Origin of the sequence: Nitratiruptor sp. YY08-10 (assembly GCF_016629565.1) — a bacterium.
Taxonomy (GTDB): Bacteria; Campylobacterota; Campylobacteria; order Campylobacterales; family Nitratiruptoraceae; genus Nitratiruptor.
This window is the reverse complement of record NZ_AP023057.1, coordinates 705,006-724,290: the sequence shown is the minus strand read 5'-3', so window position 1 is coordinate 724,290 and position 19,285 is coordinate 705,006. Positions and strand designations below refer to the sequence as shown.

23 protein-coding genes are annotated in these 19,285 nt (G+C 35.5%); 10 read left to right on the top strand and 13 right to left on the bottom strand.

Annotation, left to right across the window (positions count from 1 at the left end; genetic code table 11):
- Positions 1 to 6: 6 nt before the first annotated feature.
- The 7 genes from JG735_RS03980 to JG735_RS03950 all read right to left on the bottom strand — a co-directional run bounded on the left by JG735_RS03980 (position 7) and on the right by JG735_RS03950 (position 4,811).
- The gene (locus JG735_RS03980; RefSeq protein ID WP_201335537.1) at positions 7 to 447 is read right to left on the bottom strand and encodes a hypothetical protein; all 441 of its coding nucleotides are present in this window, start codon (positions 445 to 447) and stop codon (positions 7 to 9) included.
- Entirely contained in the window at positions 447 to 2,447 is a 2,001-nt protein-coding gene (locus tag JG735_RS03975; RefSeq protein WP_201335536.1) for a hypothetical protein, read from the bottom strand. The genes JG735_RS03980 and JG735_RS03975 overlap by 1 nt, the downstream gene beginning before the upstream one ends.
- Positions 2,448 to 2,561: 114 nt before the next feature.
- Positions 2,562 to 2,921 (bottom strand): hypothetical protein, encoded by a 360-nt coding sequence (locus JG735_RS03970; RefSeq protein WP_201335535.1) that lies wholly within the window; start codon positions 2,919 to 2,921, stop codon positions 2,562 to 2,564.
- 40 nt (positions 2,922 to 2,961) lie between these two features.
- Positions 2,962 to 3,135 (bottom strand): hypothetical protein, encoded by a 174-nt coding sequence (locus JG735_RS03965; protein ID WP_201335534.1) that lies wholly within the window; start codon positions 3,133 to 3,135, stop codon positions 2,962 to 2,964.
- A 76-nt stretch (positions 3,136 to 3,211) separates the two neighbouring features.
- Positions 3,212 to 3,544, bottom strand: a complete 333-nt coding sequence (locus JG735_RS03960) for a hypothetical protein (protein WP_201335533.1) — start codon at positions 3,542 to 3,544, stop codon at positions 3,212 to 3,214.
- A 113-nt stretch (positions 3,545 to 3,657) separates the two neighbouring features.
- The gene (locus JG735_RS03955) at positions 3,658 to 3,912 is read right to left on the bottom strand and encodes a hypothetical protein (RefSeq protein ID WP_201335532.1); all 255 of its coding nucleotides are present in this window, start codon (positions 3,910 to 3,912) and stop codon (positions 3,658 to 3,660) included.
- Complete coding sequence (locus JG735_RS03950) at positions 3,909 to 4,811, bottom strand: site-specific integrase (protein ID WP_201335531.1); 903 nt, start codon at positions 4,809 to 4,811, stop codon at positions 3,909 to 3,911. Before JG735_RS03950 ends, JG735_RS03955 begins: the two co-directional genes overlap by 4 nt.
- Before the next feature lie 67 nt (positions 4,812 to 4,878).
- Between JG735_RS03950 and JG735_RS03945 the strand changes: the two genes are divergently transcribed.
- On the top strand, positions 4,879 to 5,130 hold the full coding sequence (locus JG735_RS03945; protein ID WP_201335530.1) for a hypothetical protein: 252 nt from the start codon (positions 4,879 to 4,881) through the stop codon (positions 5,128 to 5,130).
- Positions 5,131 to 5,133: 3 nt separating this feature from the next.
- Complete coding sequence (locus tag JG735_RS03940; RefSeq protein ID WP_201335529.1) at positions 5,134 to 5,475, top strand: hypothetical protein; 342 nt, start codon at positions 5,134 to 5,136, stop codon at positions 5,473 to 5,475.
- A gap of 2 nt (positions 5,476 to 5,477) precedes the next feature.
- Here JG735_RS03940 and JG735_RS03935 read toward each other — a convergent pair whose 3' ends face one another.
- Positions 5,478 to 6,167 carry a hypothetical protein gene (locus tag JG735_RS03935; RefSeq protein ID WP_201335528.1) on the bottom strand — a complete coding sequence of 230 codons (690 nt, stop codon included), beginning with the start codon at positions 6,165 to 6,167 and terminating at the stop codon, positions 5,478 to 5,480.
- A gap of 214 nt (positions 6,168 to 6,381) precedes the next feature.
- Between JG735_RS03935 and rpoD the strand changes: the two genes are divergently transcribed.
- Positions 6,382 to 8,208 carry an RNA polymerase sigma factor RpoD gene (gene rpoD / locus JG735_RS03930; protein WP_201335527.1) on the top strand — a complete coding sequence of 609 codons (1,827 nt, stop codon included), beginning with the start codon at positions 6,382 to 6,384 and terminating at the stop codon, positions 8,206 to 8,208.
- A 1-nt stretch (position 8,209) separates the two neighbouring features.
- On the opposite strand, the gene JG735_RS03925 is transcribed toward rpoD, so the two are convergent.
- The 3 genes from JG735_RS03925 to hemL are packed head-to-tail and all read right to left on the bottom strand — an operon-like array spanning position 8,210 to position 10,280.
- A complete protein-coding gene (locus tag JG735_RS03925) occupies positions 8,210 to 8,707 on the bottom strand; it encodes a hypothetical protein (RefSeq protein WP_201335526.1) in 498 nt (165 codons plus the stop codon).
- Positions 8,704 to 9,000 carry an AtpZ/AtpI family protein gene (locus JG735_RS03920; RefSeq protein ID WP_201335525.1) on the bottom strand — a complete coding sequence of 99 codons (297 nt, stop codon included), beginning with the start codon at positions 8,998 to 9,000 and terminating at the stop codon, positions 8,704 to 8,706. The genes JG735_RS03925 and JG735_RS03920 overlap by 4 nt, the downstream gene beginning before the upstream one ends.
- A complete protein-coding gene (hemL, locus tag JG735_RS03915) occupies positions 8,997 to 10,280 on the bottom strand; it encodes a glutamate-1-semialdehyde 2,1-aminomutase (RefSeq protein ID WP_201335524.1) in 1,284 nt (427 codons plus the stop codon). Before hemL ends, JG735_RS03920 begins: the two co-directional genes overlap by 4 nt.
- Before the next feature lie 60 nt (positions 10,281 to 10,340).
- Between hemL and JG735_RS03910 the strand changes: the two genes are divergently transcribed.
- The 7 genes from JG735_RS03910 to JG735_RS03880 all read left to right on the top strand — a co-directional run bounded on the left by JG735_RS03910 (position 10,341) and on the right by JG735_RS03880 (position 17,966).
- Positions 10,341 to 11,165: an energy transducer TonB gene (locus JG735_RS03910; protein WP_201335523.1), complete on the top strand. Its 825-nt coding sequence runs from the start codon at positions 10,341 to 10,343 to the stop codon at positions 11,163 to 11,165.
- Between the two features lie 144 nt (positions 11,166 to 11,309).
- A complete protein-coding gene (locus JG735_RS03905) occupies positions 11,310 to 13,190 on the top strand; it encodes a proton-conducting transporter membrane subunit (protein WP_201335522.1) in 1,881 nt (626 codons plus the stop codon).
- Positions 13,187 to 14,107: a respiratory chain complex I subunit 1 family protein gene (locus JG735_RS03900; protein ID WP_201335521.1), complete on the top strand. Its 921-nt coding sequence runs from the start codon at positions 13,187 to 13,189 to the stop codon at positions 14,105 to 14,107. The genes JG735_RS03905 and JG735_RS03900 overlap by 4 nt, the downstream gene beginning before the upstream one ends.
- A gap of 1 nt (position 14,108) precedes the next feature.
- Positions 14,109 to 14,696, top strand: coding sequence for a hydrogenase (locus JG735_RS03895; RefSeq protein WP_201335520.1), 588 nt, complete (start codon positions 14,109 to 14,111; stop codon positions 14,694 to 14,696).
- Complete coding sequence (locus tag JG735_RS03890; RefSeq protein ID WP_201335519.1) at positions 14,689 to 16,092, top strand: proton-conducting transporter membrane subunit; 1,404 nt, start codon at positions 14,689 to 14,691, stop codon at positions 16,090 to 16,092. The genes JG735_RS03895 and JG735_RS03890 overlap by 8 nt, the downstream gene beginning before the upstream one ends.
- Before the next feature lie 9 nt (positions 16,093 to 16,101).
- Entirely contained in the window at positions 16,102 to 17,466 is a 1,365-nt protein-coding gene (locus JG735_RS03885) for an NADH-quinone oxidoreductase subunit C (RefSeq protein ID WP_201335518.1), read from the top strand.
- Entirely contained in the window at positions 17,463 to 17,966 is a 504-nt protein-coding gene (locus JG735_RS03880; protein ID WP_201335517.1) for an NADH-quinone oxidoreductase subunit B family protein, read from the top strand. Before JG735_RS03885 ends, JG735_RS03880 begins: the two co-directional genes overlap by 4 nt.
- Here the strand turns inward: JG735_RS03880 and JG735_RS03875 are convergent.
- A complete protein-coding gene (locus JG735_RS03875) occupies positions 17,952 to 18,881 on the bottom strand; it encodes a CoA ester lyase (protein WP_201335516.1) in 930 nt (309 codons plus the stop codon). The genes JG735_RS03880 and JG735_RS03875 overlap by 15 nt on opposite strands.
- Positions 18,878 to 19,219 carry a cytochrome c gene (locus JG735_RS03870; RefSeq protein WP_201335515.1) on the bottom strand — a complete coding sequence of 114 codons (342 nt, stop codon included), beginning with the start codon at positions 19,217 to 19,219 and terminating at the stop codon, positions 18,878 to 18,880. The genes JG735_RS03875 and JG735_RS03870 overlap by 4 nt, the downstream gene beginning before the upstream one ends.
- Positions 19,220 to 19,285: the final 66 nt, after the last annotated feature.

The following is a 19,285-nucleotide window of genomic DNA, read 5'->3' as shown; positions in this document are numbered from 1 at the left end:
CTTACCTCATTGAGTTAATAATTTGAGAGAGTCGGTAATAATTACATAGATCTCACGAGATAACATAATAAAAAGTTGATATGCCTTTACAGTAAAATAAGCAGATAATAACCCCATAAATAAATCAAAACTTATTGAAAGAGCTTCAGTAATACCCGCAGACTGCATAAATCCCCAAGCGTTCAATAATATAGTTTCTAATGAAATTCCATAAGCAGATCCAGATACAGACATATTATTTAACTGATCCATTACTTGATGGACAAGATCCCAAATTTCAAAAAGAAAATTAACTATAAAAGTAACAGCAGAAAATAGAAAAACATAATATGCACCTGCAACAGCTATTTGAAGAGCAAAAACACCTTTTGAAATAGTTAGCTTTTTAGCAAGCCATTTAAGAATGCCAACAAAAAAAGATACAATAACGCCTAGTATAAACTGCATTATCTACCCCCACCCGGATTTGTAGAAAATAGATACTTAATAGCAAACAAAAGAACCTCAAATGAAAAGAAAAGAGTAAAAAATAGAGTAAGTAATGGACGATAAGGAGCAACAAATTTACACGGATCAACTACGTAAGTATGATGATAGAAAGTAGCACTAAATCCACATGATCCAGAAGGTAATGAAGAATTAGGTTTATTATTAAAATAATCTTTAGCTTGTTCCATTTGTTCTTGAATATTTTGTAAATTATCTAACATTTGATTGATATAATCTAAAAGGTTATCAACAAGAGTAGAAAAATCTAAAAGCGAAGCATTAAAATGATCTAAAGTAACAGAAAATTCGTTTGCATTTGGTGGACGATAATTGATAAGATCATCTAACTTCTGCTCAATATTCTTACTTGATTGTGCTAACTCTTTAGAAGTAGTATCAATAGATCGTAAATATCCAACCAAAGGATCTAAATTAAATTCTGAATTACTTTCAGATGATCCAGTAGAATTGGATATAACATTATTACCGTCTGTTATTTGAGATTCTGAAATATATGATGATGAAGTAGAACCGTCGGAATTAGTCTGAACTTGATAAGTACGTTGAAATTCAAATCCCGGTTTTGTAGGAGTAGTAACAGTTATTTGCTTAACCTTCGCACCATCATTATATATTCTCTCAACAATCTTAAAATTTAAATCTCTATCGGGAATACTTGCTTTATATTCATGTTCAACATAAGACGAAAAATTTTGAGTTTTCGTTTTTGTAATAACTAAATTCTCTTGTATAGGTTTATTTCTCAAAAGAGAATCATTTAAAGTAATAGTTTGTGTAGCAGTACCTCCTACTTCTATATCGGGTGAAGTTGGAATATCTGTTTTTTCATCTAAAATATGTTTAGCATTAATGAATGATGGCTTAAACTCATCAACAAAATCAGGATTTGGAAGATTATCATAAAATCCGGTTGGTACATCGGGAGTTTTTGGTGGATAAGGAACGGGAACATCATCGATTAAATTAGGATTACCCGGATCATTCCAACCGATTTGAGGTACTGCTTCATTGTTAACTACCTCTACATCAATAATTTCAGGTTCTTGTATAAACACTTTAGGATCTTCAAATTTTGAAATATTCGAATTAAATCCCATTTTCTCGAGTACCCATTGATAAAGTTTCTTGCCACCTGCAAAAACCTTATCGAAGAAACCAGCTAGAGCCTTAACAGGAGTACTTACAAGTAAACCGGAAGTAATCAAAGAAAAATTACTACTCATAGCATCTGAATTAACAAAATTCAGATCAACACAACCGGAACCGAAATTAGAAAAAAGATAGCTATCATAAGGAACATTGGCAGGATCAGAAAATAAACTATATTGTACTTCACCATAAATCGGATCTATCCAATACCCGCCATTCGCTTCACATTGTTCTTTTGTGGTATTATCATCTGCTACACAGCGGTAATTAAGACCAGGAAAAATTGAGTTATCGACTTTTTGTTCTTTCATTAAAGAGGGACAATGACTTATAGACGGTTTTGGTATATCATCACAAGCTGCATCATCATATATTCGACCTTGCTGAACTCCCCAAATACCAAATTTATTTGAATCATAATCTAAACGTACATCAACTGCATAATATACATCACCTTGATACTCATAATAATGATTTAAAGCAGCTTTTGCTCCCTCTGGAGTTTTTGTGCTAACAACACTTTTAAACGTTGTAGGAGGATCTAAAGGTTCATAACAAACATAACTTGAAATCTCGGTATAAACATGAGAATAACGATCTAGACTACCATCGATCTTAATCCATTTATATTCCGCATATGAATAAGAAGAAAAAATTAAAAAAATGAGAGTGAATAGCGGGACGCTATGCTCCGGGCGTGAATTTTTCGCAAAGCGAAACCGCTTCGCTAATTCACACCCGCCCCGCCTTGATTCGATCGTAAAAAGCAATTCGAGTAGTTTTTTCATTTTAAAATTCCTTTTTATTTAAAAAAACGAACCATTTCTACTAAAATGAAAATAGGAACGATCATGATCAAACTAACCGTAAGAAAATAGTTAAAAGCCTCAACCGTTAAAACATCAGCCATTACGTACTCCTATAATTGCATTCAAGAAACTAACTCCAATCAAAAGACCCAAGAGAGCAAAAAGGAAGTTATATTGATAGTAATCGAGCCCTAATTTCTGTAAAACTTCTTTTTTATTGCACGTTCCGGAAGTAGCGTTATATTCATATCCAGGGTGAATCTGATCTTGATCTATGTCAAGGGTATAAGATTTTCCGTTAGAAGAAAGAACTACATCGATATAACGATCTGAATCTCTTATGGAATACGAATCGATACAATATTCACTTGATCCATATTGCATAAGATATTCGGCATGCAAAGGTAGACACAGAGAAGAAGATAGAACTAAAGCAATAAAAATCTCTTTCATCATGAACCTTTCATAAGAGAGGGATAACCCCCTCTTATTCTTATCTGAAGAAACCTTTTGCTCGTTTAGCAAGCATGACAACTAAACTGACACCGAGAACAACACCTACAACTGCTTCAAAGTCTGTATAATCCGGAGTTGGAGGCGTAATAGCCGCAAAAGAACTGATAGCACCAAGTGTCAAAGCAGATAAACCAGCGAGAACCTTTTTCATTCTCTCCCCCTTTAATGATTTTTTAGAGTCATGGCCATAGACTCATTAGAGCCCTCGAAAAGAGGACTCTATGAACCTATGCGGCTTTTTTAGTCGTTTTTTGCTCAAAGAGCGGATTATGATCCAAGATAACGGGCTGATATTTTTCATCAACGAAAAGATAGGATTTATCTTTTGTTTGAATGTAGTTATAAGGAATGACGATATATTTTCCTACACTTTGTTCGATGATATTTTTGTATTGAATAGGAAGCGTAATATCATCTGCAAAAACTTTAGGCTTACCATCTTTAGTTACCATTTTCATCATTACGTTTACGGTTACATAGTGATTAACCACACCTGTCGTTTTATCTGTTCGCTCAAGTACATCATGGCTCACGATCTCTCCAATGTAGAATAGTGTCATTTTGAACTCCTTTAATGATTTTTTTTTGGGAACTCTCTTAAGCGACGGAGTAGGCGGAGTTCCCTTTCTACCTACTCCGGAGCAGTTTTATGACTTACTCAGGTCAAGATCAATTAGATATACTCCTTTAATTTCCAAATAAAAAAACTCTCAATTAAAGAGATCTCATTACACCTTAATTCTTTTTTTTTTAATGCATTTTCAAGAAGATCAATAAGTCTTACTTTTTCATTCATCGATTTTTTTAAAAAATCTACATCAACACCAAATTCTTTAAACTTTTTAAAATTTTCTACATCACGTAACAAAGACAATTGGACAATACTCTTTAATTCAATTAAATCTGGAATACTGATATCAATTTTCATTGGAACTCCTTTAAAGATGAAATAATTGAATCAACAACTTCTTTTGCACTTTTTGGACGTTGTGTAACATATCGTTGAGTAGTGGTTATATTTGTATGACCAAGTGCATAACTTACTTTTTCAATTGGAAGATTTAGTACATTTATTGAGTAAGTACCTACTAAATGACGAATATCATGTAATCGGATCTTTGGTAGATCATATTTTGAAAGAAATCTTTTCCATGCTTTTCTAATATCTTTGTATCGATCCATTGTATTAGGATTGAAAAAAACGTAAGAGTTCATTTCGAGGTAATCAAATTTGATTGCAAGATCTCTTTGAAAAAGAAAAACGGATCGTAAAAGATTAGTCATTTGATATTGCATATCTTTTTTTGCTTTATTGATTCGTGCGGGAATTACGTAAAGCTGTCCCGGTAAATCAACATGTCTCCATTGAAGCGATAACGCTTCGTTTAATCTTCTGCCATGAGCGAGAAAGATAAAAATATTTCTGTAAATAATTTCATCATGATCAATTATGCATTGAAAAATTTTTTGCATAACTTCGGGAGGATAATTGAAATAAACTTTATTATCGAATTGTGGAAGTTCTACGTATTTCAGAGGATTTTCTTGCATTATTCCAAGTCGAACAGCAATATTTACAACTGCTTGAACATCATGTTTTATATTTTTTACAGTTTTTGGAGCAAGTTTTTTAAGAAGTTTGTTAAAAAATTTCTGATAATCTATGAAAGAGAGGGACGCACATTTTTTAGCCCCGATATCGTTTTTTACGTAGTTTTTCCACATACTTTTTTTAGTAGTTATAGTATGAGGAGCACGAGATGAAGAATACAACTCAAGGTAAAGGTTAAAAAGATCGTTTAATGTGTGATCTGTGTTAAGAGTCATGGGAACTCCTGTTCTTTATTACATAAAAATATTCTACATTACAGAATATTAAAGGAAGCTTAATTTTATGAAAACAGATTATGAAAAAATAGCAGAAAAACTAAAAATAGGAATATCTACACTTTATCAATGGAAAAAAACAAGACCGGAACTATATGACTTTATTATAAATTCATTCCATATTACAGAAAATGGAAACAATAAAAAAACAGATATAAAAAAAGAATTATGTAAATACTTAGAAGATCTAACACAAGAAGAATTAGAACTTTACTATCATGAAATAAAAGCAAGAGCGTTAAGAAAGAAAATAGGATAGAAAATGAGATATATAATATTTTTAATATTTCCTCTATTACTTACCGCAGGAGATAAAATAATTACCGAACATCTCAGTAATACTTTTAAAACATATGACAATATCTACAAATACAAAGAAATTAAAATAATCGCTACACCTAAAAAGAATGGATTTATTTCTATTTCAGGTGGTCACGGAATGCATTGCCATGTAACAATCAGAAAGGAAAACGGGAAAATTATAGGTACATTAAAAAATATAACTGATAAATTAGAATCTGAAGTAAATAAAAAACAAAAATACTTTATTACTATTTACGCATTAAACAATTTTTGTAAAAAGATAGATATATTTGTACCATAATTTTAATATCCCCACCTTATTTCATTCGGATCTGCATATTCTTTTCTAACAGGATTAAACAAGAACTTAACATCATTTCGAGAAAAAGAACCTACTAAACCATCACCTAATAAATATTGATAACTAAAAGGATCTTTTTTAATTATTGGCTTTTTAGACGTAGTCTCAATAAAGATGTATTTCTTACCCTTAATATATGCTCCAATATAATCTTTAAACCGATGGATATCTTTATATCGTACCAATATAGCCATATGATGAGGAAGTAAAATATAATAATAATCATCTATTTTTAAATAATGTAAAATAGATGACATAAGATTAACACGATCTCCACAATCTAAACCATCTTGAACCAATAACTCTGTCATCGTTTTTTTATCATCATAAGGCTTATATTTTTGCAAAGTTAAAAAATAAAAAGTTCGATCTATTAGACAATCATGATAATTATTTTTCCCAATGCAATAAGGACGTACTAACTTATCAGCGATAAATCTGACATTTTGATTAGTATCCAATAAATAATAAAATGCTTCATTATTATAATGTGCAATACAAATCTTTGAACCATCAATGACTTCACATTCTTTTTTTTGAAATGATTTAAATGAATGATTAGAAGTAGAATAAGAATAAAAAACATAGAAAGGAAACAATATATAAAAATATAAAAGAATCTTTTTCCACATATTTTTACCACATATAATATAAGGATTTTCTATAATTGTAACATATAATACTCATAACCCGAAGGTCGCAGGTTCAAATCCTGCCTCCGCAACCAATTTCTTCGACCCATTCATCTCCCAACCAAGGACTTGACAAATCGCAACTTTATGATATAATCGGCGCAAACTCATTACATAACACCTCCCAAAAACTTCAATCAAGGAGCTGCACTGAATGGCTGCAAAAGATTTAACCAAAAAACTTGAAGAGTTTTTCAAAGAGCATGAAAAAGGCTATGTAACATACGAACAGCTTGTTGATTTTTTTGATCGACAACCTACGCTTGCCCAAGCCAAAAAAATCTTGGCACTTCAAAAAAAATATAACGTAGACATCATCACCAGTGGTGAAGCTGCTAAGAGACTCAATATCGAAGAGAAAGAGAAAAAAGAGGAAGAACGCAAGAAACTTTCCGAAGAGGAACTTGCCGAAGAATTCGACCTAACGAAAGATAAAGAGCTTTTGGAATGGAGCAGAAGTGACAGTCCAGTACGGATGTACCTTCGAGAGATGGGTCAAATTCCACTACTTACAAAAGAAGAGGAGATAGAACTTTCCAAAAAGATTGAACTTGGTGAAAATATCATTCTCGATGCGATCTGTTCTGTTCCTTACTTGATCGATTTCATTCTTGATTATAAAGAACCGCTTATCAACAGAGAAAGAAGAGTAAAAGAGCTTTTCAAGAGTTTTGAAGATGAAGAAGATGTAGAAGAGGATGAAAACCTCGATAAAGAAGCGAAAAAGAAAGCAAAATATTCCAAACGTGAAAAAAAGATTATCGAACTGTTCAAAGCTTTAGAAAAAGCGAAAAAAGAGTGGCTTAAAGCAAGAGACAAAGAGCTTCCTGAAGATGCGACACCCGAGCAAAAATTTCATCATGAACTCGTAGTGGCTTTCAAGAAAAAACAGATGAAAGAAAGACTCCTTGAACTTGGTCCTACAAGTAAACTGATCAATGAGCTGGTCAAGTCCATGGAAACTGCTCTCAAAAGCGACGAAGGCTTTGAAAAAGAGCTTAAAAAACTGGAATACAAGCTTCCACTCTTTAATGAACAGCTTCGAGAAAACCATAGAAAACTCTTGAGTGAAATCACTCACCTTTCCAAAGAGGAGATTGCTGCACGTGTTCCAGAAGCGACCATGGTCAGTACTTATATGGATATTAAAAAACTTTTTCAGGCCAAAGAGGCGAGTAAAAAGGGATTTAACCTTGATCCAGAACAGCTAGCAGAGATTTTAGAGCAGATCAAACGAGGTAAAAAAATCAGTGAAGAAGCCAAAACACGAATGGCCAAGAGTAACCTCAGACTTGTTGTCTCTATCGCCAAACGATACACCAACAGAGGGCTCCCTTTTCTTGATCTTATCCAAGAAGGCAATATCGGCCTTATGAAAGCAGTTGATAAATTTGAATATAAAAAAGGATATAAATTCTCCACATATGCTACCTGGTGGATTAGACAAGCAATTAGCCGAGCTATAGCAGATCAAGCACGAACGATTCGTATACCTATTCATATGATAGAAACCATCAACAGGATCAACAAAATTGTTCGAAAGCATCTGCAAGAAACGGGAAAAGAGCCAGATGTAGAAACAATTGCCGAAGAAGTGGGTATGCCTGTTGAGAAAGTTAAAAATGTGATCAAAATCACCAAAGAACCTGTCAGCCTAGAAGCTCCTATCGGGAATGAAGAGGATGGGAAATTTGGTGACTTCATCGAAGATAAAAATGCACCAAATCCTTTGGAAGTAATCATGAAAGAGGATATGAAAAGTAAAATCGAAGAAATTCTAGAAAATCTCAATGAGCGTGAAAAAGCGGTGGTGCGTATGCGATTTGGACTCATGCCAGATGAGAGTGACCGAACGCTTGAAGAGATAGGAAAAGAGCTTAATGTAACAAGAGAGCGTGTACGTCAAATCGAAAGCAGTGCGATAAAAAAACTCAAACACCCAAAAGTGGGTAGAAAAATCAAAAATTACATCGAAGAGTAATCTACCGGCTCTTTGCCGGTACTAAAGCCATAATCAAAGCGCTAACAGGAACCACTCCAAGTCCCAGTAAAAAGCTCCATGCATCGAACATCGAATGTTTTATCAGCACTAAGATAGCGATCACCATAAAAAGGTATCCAAAAAGTCTATAGGGAGAAAAAAAGCCGTTTGCTGTTTTCAAAAAATTCGTAAACCCCTTTTTCGCTCCTTTTATCTTGGCTTTTTCCTCTTCAAACAAAGCTTTGGCATCCTCAATTGGTTCTTGCTCTTCATCATACAGATCAAACCTGTCTTCAATATCATCGATAATATCCTTCGTAACCGTACCGATCCTTTTTTTAATCATCTTTTTATATCCATAAAAGGATCCGAGCACTATAAGTAAAGAAGAGATGAAAGCAAGCTGGGAATTGAGCAAAAAGTATCGGTTACCGATAAAAAAGGATGCTGCGATTACTATTAGATCAACTATAAATGCGATACGAAAAAACTGTTTCACTGTTCAAACTCTTTAAGATCCTCATCGTCGCTTTTGTCGTAATAGTTTTTGTATCGTGGGTCCTTGGCAAGTTCATCTAACTCTTTTTTCTGCTTTTGGTAGGCTTTGTAGATATTTAAAATTGCAGCAGCCACGCCCCAAAAGACTCCTAGCCAAAAAAGCCAGGTATAACCAAACGTCTTTTTAAGCCAATACCCGATCCCAACCCCTATCAATATTGCAACCACAATCGATACACCAAGACTGAGGGCTTCAGCACCCTCTATGATTTTTCTATATTTTGGCTGTTTCATACGATCTTTTTAAGCCCTTCTTCAATCTTTTCGAGTGTCTCATCGATCAGTTTTTCATCCAGTGGCGTACAGATAAATCCAGCTTCAAACTGGCTGCATGCAAAGTAGATACCCCGTTTGATCATCTCTTGATGAAACTTGGCAAAAAATTCAAGATCGCTTTGCTTGGCATCATCAAAGTTTTTCACCGGTTTTTCATTGAAGAAAAATCCAAACATACTGCCTCGTACATCCACTTGTAATGGCACGCCAAAGCTATCGGCAATCTTTTTAAATCCACCTACAAGCCCTTTTGCTCTTGCCTCTAATACTTCATAGATGGATGGATCATTTTTTAGTCTTCGTATAACACTGAGACCCGCTGCCATAGCTACAGGGTTGCCGCTTAAAGTTCCTGCTTGATACACAGGACCCTCAGGGCTTAAGTGTGCCATGATTTCAGCACGCGCTCCAAAAGCACCAACCGGCATTCCCCCACCAATCACTTTTCCAAAGGTTACCATATCTGGAACAACAGAAGTAAATCCCTGCGCCCCTTTGAGACTTGCTCGAAATCCGCTCATTACCTCATCAAATATCAAAAGTGCGCCATGCTCGTCACAAAGTCTGCGCAAATCTTGCAAAAATTCTTCCTCAGCTGGAACCAAGCCCATATTTCCTGCAATCGGTTCAATAATCACGCAAGCGATATTGTCACTTGCTTCAAAACATCGTTTAACGCTCTCGATATCGTTGTAGCGTGCGAGAAGCGTATGCTTGGTAAAGTCTTCTGGTACCCCTGGACTGCTTGGATTTCCAAAAGTAGCTGCACCACTACCGGCACTGACTAAGAGTGAATCACTATGACCGTGATAGCATCCTTCAAATTTGACAATATCATCTTTTCCCGTAAATCCTCTTGCAAGTCGAATGGCACTCATGACCGCTTCAGTACCACTGCTGACAAATCGAATCTTGTCGATATTGTCAAAAAGTTCAACAATCTCTTTTGCTAGCTCTGTTTCGATGAGTGTTGGCGCACCAAAACTGAGCCCTTTTTGTGCCTGTTCGCATACCGCTTCAAGGGTTTCTTTGTCTGCATGACCAAAAATGAGCGGTCCCCAGCTTTGTACATAATCGATATATCTGTTTCCATCGATATCATATAAAAAAGCGCCTTCGCCTCTTTCGATAAAAGGCGGAACCCCACCAACACTTTTAAAAGCCCGAACAGGTGAATCTACACCACCAGGAATGTAACGAAGAGCCTCTTTGTATGCAGCTTCACTTTTTGATAACATCGTTATCCTTTTTTTGATACGATTTTACACTAAAGTTTATAAAATAAAAGAAAAAAGCACATGAATAGAGTTCTATTATCCTTTTTTATTACGCTCTTACTTTACATTGCACTCTTTCTTATTTTTCAAATCGACTTGCGGCCCAAATTGCATACACTTCCCAAAAAAGTGAGCCGGTTCAATATCTCTGATATTCGTTTTATAAAACCTCAAAAAAGAGTCCATAAGATGCAGCAAAAAAGCATCAAACACCCTCCTATACAACCAATCACAAAAAGACCACAAATCAAAAAACTCCAAGAAAAACTGAAAAAACTCAATACTCCTAAAAACCCTATCAAAAAGCAAAAAAAGATAAAAAAAGTTCTTAAAAACAAGGCTATAAAAAAAAGGATAAAATCAAAAAAAATCAAAAAAATACATCATACCAAAATTGCACATAAACGAACAAAAGAAACAAATCAAACAAAAATTCCCTCTTTGATGCAATTTTTTGCCAAAAAAAACAAGCCAAAGCCACAATTTACAAATCTTCCACACCAAATAAAAAAACTCTATAAAGATGACTTTTCTACTTTTACAAAAAATCAAAAAAAATTCATCAAAGATAATCTCGGTAAAATCGGTATGATTACACAAAAGTATCTTTACTTGCGAGGATACCCTTATATTGCCATCAAAACAAGACAAGAAGGAACCAATTTAGTAGAGTTTTATCTCCATCCTAACGGAGATATCACAGATCTAAAAATACTCAAATCCAGTGGATATGAGGCATTAGATAAGAATACGCTTGAGACAATAAAAACAGCATATAAAGACTATCCTCTTCCTAAAGAGACTACTCTCATACGAATATACGTTAAATATTCCATCATATATTAAAGATATACAACGGTCATCTTTTTTTATTTTTTAATAAGCTTAATTTATATATAATTCGCTGTCAATAAATTTTACTTATTTTTTATATTTTCCTCGCATTTTTAATAACTTTTCGAAATAATATATCTTTTTTGGAGCAAACAGATGTTTAGTTTCGATACACTTTCCCTTTTATTTTTATTATTCCTTATTCTGGGAATCATTCCAAATATTTTCTACTCTTTTGGATATCTTAGTCACATTAAACGAAAAAAACACTATCTTGTACACTATTTTGCATTTATTCTTTCCATGACCGGTGTGATTATTGCCAATACGCCATTATTATTCCTTCTTTTTTGGGAGTTGATGAGTCTTACAAGCTGGCAATTGATCTTAACGGATGCAAAGGATGAGAAGACAACGACTGCGGCTAGATTTTACTTTTTTATGACCCATTTTGGATTTGTTTTCATTCTTCTTTTCTTTCTCATCGTCAGTAATGGAAACGTCTCTTTGCCTTTTGATCAGTTGCACCCTATTGCCAAACAGTTTGCCTATCCGACGCTTCTATTTTTTATGCTTATTTTTGGATTTTTGAGTAAAGCCGGTGTTATTCCTTTGCATGTATGGCTTCCTTATGCCCATCCAGCAGCCCCAAGTGCTGTGAGTGCGATGATGAGTGGTGTCATGCTCAAAATCGCTTTATACGGATTTTTACGCATGATTCTGGAAATTCTCTATCCTTGGAGTTTGGAATGGGGAGTCACTATCCTTATATTAGGCGCCCTCTCTAGTGTAATTGGGGTACTCTACGCACTGGCTGAACACGATATCAAAGCTCTTCTTGCAAACCACTCCATAGAGAATATTGGAATCATCCTCATCGGCATCGGCATGGGTATGATTTTTGATACGTTACATCTCAAACTTCTTTCCACATTCGCTTTTATTGCAGCCATTTATCACATTTTCAATCATATGAGTTTTAAATCGCTTCTTTTTATGTCTGCCGGATCCGTTTTACATGAAACGGGTACAAAAAATATTGAAAAGTATGGCGGTCTTATCAAAAAGATGCCAATTACTGCATTTAGTTTCTTACTTGCGGCCATCTCTATATCTGCACTTCCTCCAACAAATGGATTTTTGAGTGAATGGATGATCTTTCAATCGCTTCTTGGATCGAGCAACATTTCTGATATCTCACTCAAAATATCGATACCTTTTACAATTTTTGCATTAGCCCTTACAGGCGGACTTGCCATCGCATGTTTTGTCAAAGCCTTTGGAATTACATTTTTAGGACTTCATAGAAGTACAAATGCAAAATATGCCGAAGAAGTCAACGCTCTTATGCGTTTAGGAATGATCCTGATGGGCATCGTTACACTTTCTTTGATGCTCTTTGCACCCTTTTATATCCATCTGTTCAATACTTCTCTTACTCCTTTTGGATGGAGTGACATCACACAAAAAATAGTCCCTAACTTTTGGAATATACACTCAATTGCCAATAATGGAGGAGTCGTATCGCCTCTCATTTTACTTGTATCGCTTTTAATAATAACAGCCCTTTTGGTTATAAGTGCAAAAAAATTAGGAATTCAAAAAAGAATCTCTCACACATGGGCATGTGGATACAATACCACAGCAAAAACCCAATACTCTGCTACAGGATTTGCAGGTCCTATTCGTCGTTTCTTTGTATGGCTCTATAAACCTCAAATTCACTTTCACAAAACTACTATCGCTGGTCATACAACAAAATTCAAAACTGCACTATATGACGTACATATTAAGCCTCTCTTTGAAACTACGCTGTATGATGGAACAAAAAGAGTGCTTAACATCATCAGCTACTATCTTTATCGATTGGCACATTTTGAACAGGTTCGGTATGGAGCCATTATTTTCAATCTTGTACTTTCCGTTCTTTTTGGATATCGAATAGTGGCCCATCAGTTTAACTGGTCAACATTTCTTGTAGAGTTTTTCATTTTACTTGTCAGTATCAAAATATTGGTTATAGGAGACAAGAAGTGATCCAATACCTCATATTTATAGCAACACTTATTGCAACAGCCCCGTTTTTTATGAGTTTGATCAAAGCCGTTAAAATGTGGCTTTTATATAAAAAACCGGTATCTCTATTTCAAGGCTACAAAGACTTTTCTAAACTTATTTCAAAAGAGGTGATTATCAGCAAAGAGGCAAGTTCCATAACATCTATTGCACCCTATATGGTATTGGCTCCGCTTCTCATCGTTCTTTTTTTTCTTCCCGTTCCGTCTGAAAACTCATATTATGTCGGTTTCGTAGATGCTTTTACTATCACTGGGCTCATAGCGCTATCTACATTTTTTCTCATGCTTTTGGGTTTGGATAGTGCTAGCAGTTTTGGAGGAATTGGCAGCAGTAGAGAAGCCTTTATTTCCGCTTTAGTTGAACCGGCTATGATTTTGGTAATATTCAGCCTCTCTTTGATGGCGAAAGATCTAGGCGTGGCAAAAGCGGCTCTCAATCTCAGTAACAATTTTCCTGTACAACATTTAGCAAGTTTTACATTTGCAGCTATTGCATTTTTTATCCTTTTATTGGCAGAAAATGGCCGCATTCCTGTGGACAACCCTGAAACCCATCTGGAACTGACCATGGTCCATGAAGCGATGATCCTGGATATTTCGGGATTCTATCTGGCACTCATCGAAAGTGCATCAAGCATAAAATTTATGATATTTGCAACACTGTTTGTAAGTTTCTTTCTTCCCTTTGGCATGCACCTTCCTTTTGTACTGGCACTTGGGCTCTTTTTGCTAAAAATAGCATTTGTTAGTATTACCGTAGCACTTATTGAAGTCAATACAGCTAAACTGCGACTTTTTAAAGTACCAAACTTGTTGGGTATCGCAATTATTTTTGCTTTTTTGTCTCTCATCAGTTATTACACATTAGGAGCATAGAATGGGTAATTTTTTCATAGGACTCTTTCTTTCGACACTCATTACTGCGATATTGACCACAAGGCTGTATCGACTTTTTGTATGGTATGGACTCAATTCGATTTTTTTAGGTACTGCTGCGATCATTATCGGTTCAAACATTGCAGACACCGCTATGATAGTATCCGGTAGTATTGCGATTATTCTCAAAGGATTTTTTATCCCTTATGTTTTGAAATATTTTTCTAAAAAATTTGATACCGAGCGAAATATCCAACCTTCGATTAAGATTCAATACTCCATTTTGCTTATACCAGCTATTTTGGTATTTACGTTCTATCTAGTCGATCCCATTTTTCATGCATACAACAAAAATTATATCTCTCTTTCCATCGCTTCGCTTTTTTTAGCACTTGTACTCATGATAGAACATAAAGCTATTTTTCCAAAGATAATCGGTTTTTTAATCATCGAAAATGCACTGTTTCTTTTAGCCATGAGTGCCACTCAGGGGATGCCGATGCTGATTGAACTTGGAATATTTTTTGATCTTTTGATGGCTATTATCATTATCAACCTTCTACTCACCAAAGAGGTTCGCCATGTTTGAATTACTTTTCATACCACCATTATTCATCTTAGTTTTTAGTTTTTTCAATACACAAAAAACGAAAAAAATTCTTCCATTTATCAGTGCACTCATACTCATTCCCGCATTGATGCTTCTTTTTCAGCAAGAAAAATTTTACTGGCACCAATATATCCATATCGATTCTCTTGCAAAATATATTCTGCTTTTGAGCTATATTGTAGGAATTGGTGTTACACTGGCACTGGAAAGTCTTCAAAAGCATGTCTCTATCAGTATACAAGAATATAAACGTTTCTATAGATTTTTCGCCACTTTTTGGATCGGTATGATTCTCAGTATCACGGCAAACAGTATGGGGCTCTTTTGGGTCGGTTTAGAACTTGCCACACTCAGTACAGTTTATATGATCAAAACCAACCATACTCAATTTGCTTCAAAAGAGGCTTGGAACTATATGATTGTCGGCACTATCGCAATCTCATTGATCCTCTTTGGCATCATACTCATTTACGCAGCAGCAAAACCCGTACTTGGTGAGGAGGCTATGCTTTTTACGCAACTGCAAAGTGCTATACACACTATGAATGCACCCTACCTCTTTGAGATAGGTTTTGCTTTTGTAGCAGTGGGAAGTTTTATCAAAATGGGTTTTTTTCCTATGAATCTTTGGCTTGCCAATATTGAACGAGCCTCACACTATCCTGTTGCAGCTTTGTTCAGCGGAATTTTGGAAAGTGCTATCATGACAGGTTTTTTTCGATTTAGTTTGCTGGCAAAATCAATAAATGAATCGCATTTGATTGGCTTTACATATATTTATGCACTGTTTACACTTTTCATCGTTGCATTTTTGATCTATAGAGTGAAAGATTTTATGAGACTTTTTAGTCTCAGTGGAATTGAACATATGGTTTTAATTGCAATTTTTTGGGTTAGTGGCGGATATTTTGCCGCACTTCTTCATTTTGGAGCACACGCACTCTTGAAACCTGCTCTCTTCATTTCTACCGGAATTTTGGAATCAAAAGGAAAATACCATATAGCTGGTGCTTTACGAGGATTTCAAGGATACAAAGGAAAACTTTTCGCTTTATTGGTCGCTCTTTTCATATTGGCAATTATCGCACTCCCTCCAAGTCCTATATTTTTTAGTGAAATCTTTGGATTTTCCGCAATGGTGGAGATGGCGAAAAAGAGCCATCATCTTCTTTTGATGTTCACTGCAATCACTTTTATGCTCTTTTTACTTGCAATTATCTTTTATAAATTTGTCGATATCTATCAACAGATGAAATACAGTGGGAGTGAAGAGGAAAAAAATGTCTATTCATCAGATATAGCAGCTCTGATCATTTTCGCTGTTGCTGTAATGATTCTTTTAGCCAATTTCAAAACACTACAAACAATTGTGTAAAGGGATAGGATGCGTTTTATTGCCAGATTTGCCCAAGAACTTCCGGATCATTTCGAAATCATTGATGTTTTTGATACAAAAATTGAAAAAACTCCAATCGATAAAGACAATCCTGAAATCGAAACTGTTGCTCATATCTATCCTGCTGCTGTGTGGTTCGAACGAAAGATACATGATGATTTTGGTATAAAAATCCTTCACACCTTTGACAACAGACCTCTCATTCATCATGAAAGATTTCCCAACATTCATCCTATGCGAAAAGATTTCACTCAAAAAAGCATTGAGCAAGTTCCTTTTCATCCTTACCATTACGAAGTTATAGAAGGCGATGGTATCTTTCAAGTAGGCGTAGGGCCCGTCCATGCTGGGATCATAGAACCGGGCCATTTTCATTTTTCTCAAGAGGGAGAAGCGATTCTGCATCTTGAAGTTCGCCATTTTTATAAATATCGAGGGATTGAAAAAATAGTAGAAAAAAAACATCCGAATGAGGTTTGGAATATAATAGAACGAATCAGCGGAAATGAAAGCATTGCTTATCAGTTAGCCTATCTTGAGCTTTTGATACAAGCTTCCAATCAAAAACATAATGAAAATATACAAAAATATGGTGCGATTCTTTTAGAACTGGAACGAATTGCACACCATTTGGTTGATCTCGGGTTTATTCCAAACGATGCGGGCTTCGGTGCAGCTCTAGCCTACTCTTCAATGTTGGCTGAAGATACGAGAAGAGCGCTCAAAACTTTGACAAATCATCGATTCGGTTTTGGAGCGATTCGAGGAAAAGCAAAAAAGATTGATCAAAATATATTAGAAAGTTTCTTAAATGATTTGGAGAGTAAAATAGATTTTTTTGAAAACTGGATCATCGAAATTCCATCTTTATGGGATAGACTCGATACTACTGGAAAACTCTCACCAAAAAAAGCTCTCAAATACTCTACCGTTGGTGTTGTAGCCAGAGCAAGTGGAGTGCGAATAGATAGACGTGAAAACAGTTTTTATAAAAAGCACGGATTTTCTATCCAAACGCAACAGAGCGGCGATGTTGCAGCACGTTTCAAGGTGAGACTCCAGGAAGTAAAAAATAGTATCCAAATCATACGAAATCTACTCGATTTTCAAGAGGATTCAATTTCACTCAACGCATTTGAGGATGGTGAATATTTTTCATTCATAGAAAGTTCACTGGGAGAAGTGATGCTCTATCTCAAAATCAAAGATCAAAAAATAGACCGCTTCTTTGCTAGAGATCCAAGTTTCATCAACTGGCAGGCCCTCCATCTGATGATGCCTGGAAATATAATCGCCGATTTTCCACTTACTAACAAAAGCTGTGATTTAAGTTACGCAGGGAGCGATTTATGATAGATTTTTGGTTGCAACGATTTCAAAAAGGGATACAGACACAAAACAGTTGGGCTGATGAAGAGCTCGCAAAAATAAAAAAGAGACTCAAAAGTGAAATCGGCAAAAAATTCTCCGGTTCCTTAGCCATTCGAATGGTAGATAGTGGCAGCTGCAACGCATGTGAAGCGGAATGCAACGCTCTATCCAATCCCTATTATGATTTAGAACGTCTCGGTATCCGTTTTGTTGCGAGCCCAAGACATGCAGATATTTTACTTGTAAGTGGCGTTGTCACCTTCAATATGCTGCCACATCTTCTTGATGCCTATGAGCAACTCCCATCACCAAAATGGGTTATAACCTTAGGAGATTGTACACAAGGTACTGTTTTTAAAGATAGCTTTGCCATCAAAGGTCCGGTAAACAAACATCTGCCTGTTGCATACCATATTCCGGGATGTCCTCCTGCCCCAGATGAGATAATAAAAGGCCTACTGGGGTTTTTACAAACGCTTTAGTATATTGAGGGCATCTCTGTATATTGGCTCATCGATGAAACCGTACTTCTCATCACGAAAACCGGTGATGCCTTGCTTGGCCATCTCCTCAAACCGCTTCTTAATGTATTTGGCTCGCTCAATATCAAAAGAAGCAAAAATTCTATTTGCAATCTCTACCTGCTTTGGAGAGATGCAGGCTTTCGCGCTAAATCCCATTGTTTTTTCATACTTGCACCATGCCTCAAACTCTTCTAAATTTTGATACTCTTGATAGACAAAGCTTACTGGAAGCACTCCAGCTGTTTTTGATTCAACTAAAAATCTTGCAAGAATATAATCGATGGTTGGATTACTCAGTTTCAAAACGCTTTGTTCGATGTTCAAATCTGCCAAAAGATCCAAAATTCCAAGATAGTAGGCTTGCACTCTCTCTTCCACCCGTAACTGCGTCAATAGGGAAAAAGCCTCTTTGGTTTCAATGGAAAGATGAATATCGATTGCATCATCTGCCAGCCATAATGCATTTTTCACGTCGCTCAATTGACGCACTTTGGGAATTCGAAATGCATCAGGAAAAAAGGGATTTAAAAACTCAATCTCTTCTTCCCCTCCTTCTTGCAAAGGATTTGTTCGCACAACCAACAAAGGTACATTCTCAGGTACATGTTGCAAAAAGTAAGCTAACGCATATCTTGCAATCTCTTTATATTCTGGAGCAACTCCATCTTCAAGATTGAGTATCACAGCATCCGCTTTGATTTCATCCAATTTATTGAGATGTTTTGCCCTATGAGCCGATACCATAAGTGCCGTATGAATCAGTTTTGCTCTTTTTGGTCTCTTGCCTGGCTGTAACATTGATCGAAAAAAATCGATATCTTTCGCATCAATGGCTGCTTGAATTCTCTCAATAGTAGCTGCATCAAAAATCATTTTTTCTTCTTTTTGCTTTGGAGATAGTAATATAAAGTTTTAATCTCTTTATCCGTCAAAAAATAGTGTGGCATCAAATAGTGCTTTTGTGTCGTTAGTGCTTTATAAAAACTTTCATAGTCGATATTGGTAATTTTAGGGCCTTTCAATATTTTCGTCACATTCCCGTCTCGATATCTCCCAATAACTCTTCCCTCTCCCTTTTTCCCATGGCATTTGTCACATCCAATGCCTCTTGGATTTTTATAAAGCATTTTGGCGTATTCATCTTTCGTGATAAAAGAGTCATCCAATGCATAAGAGTAGATACTGAAAAGAAAAACAAAAATGAGTCTCACCATTTTCCTTAAACCAACTTACAATATAGTTTTGATATCATATCAAAAATTTTCAAACCCAGAAAA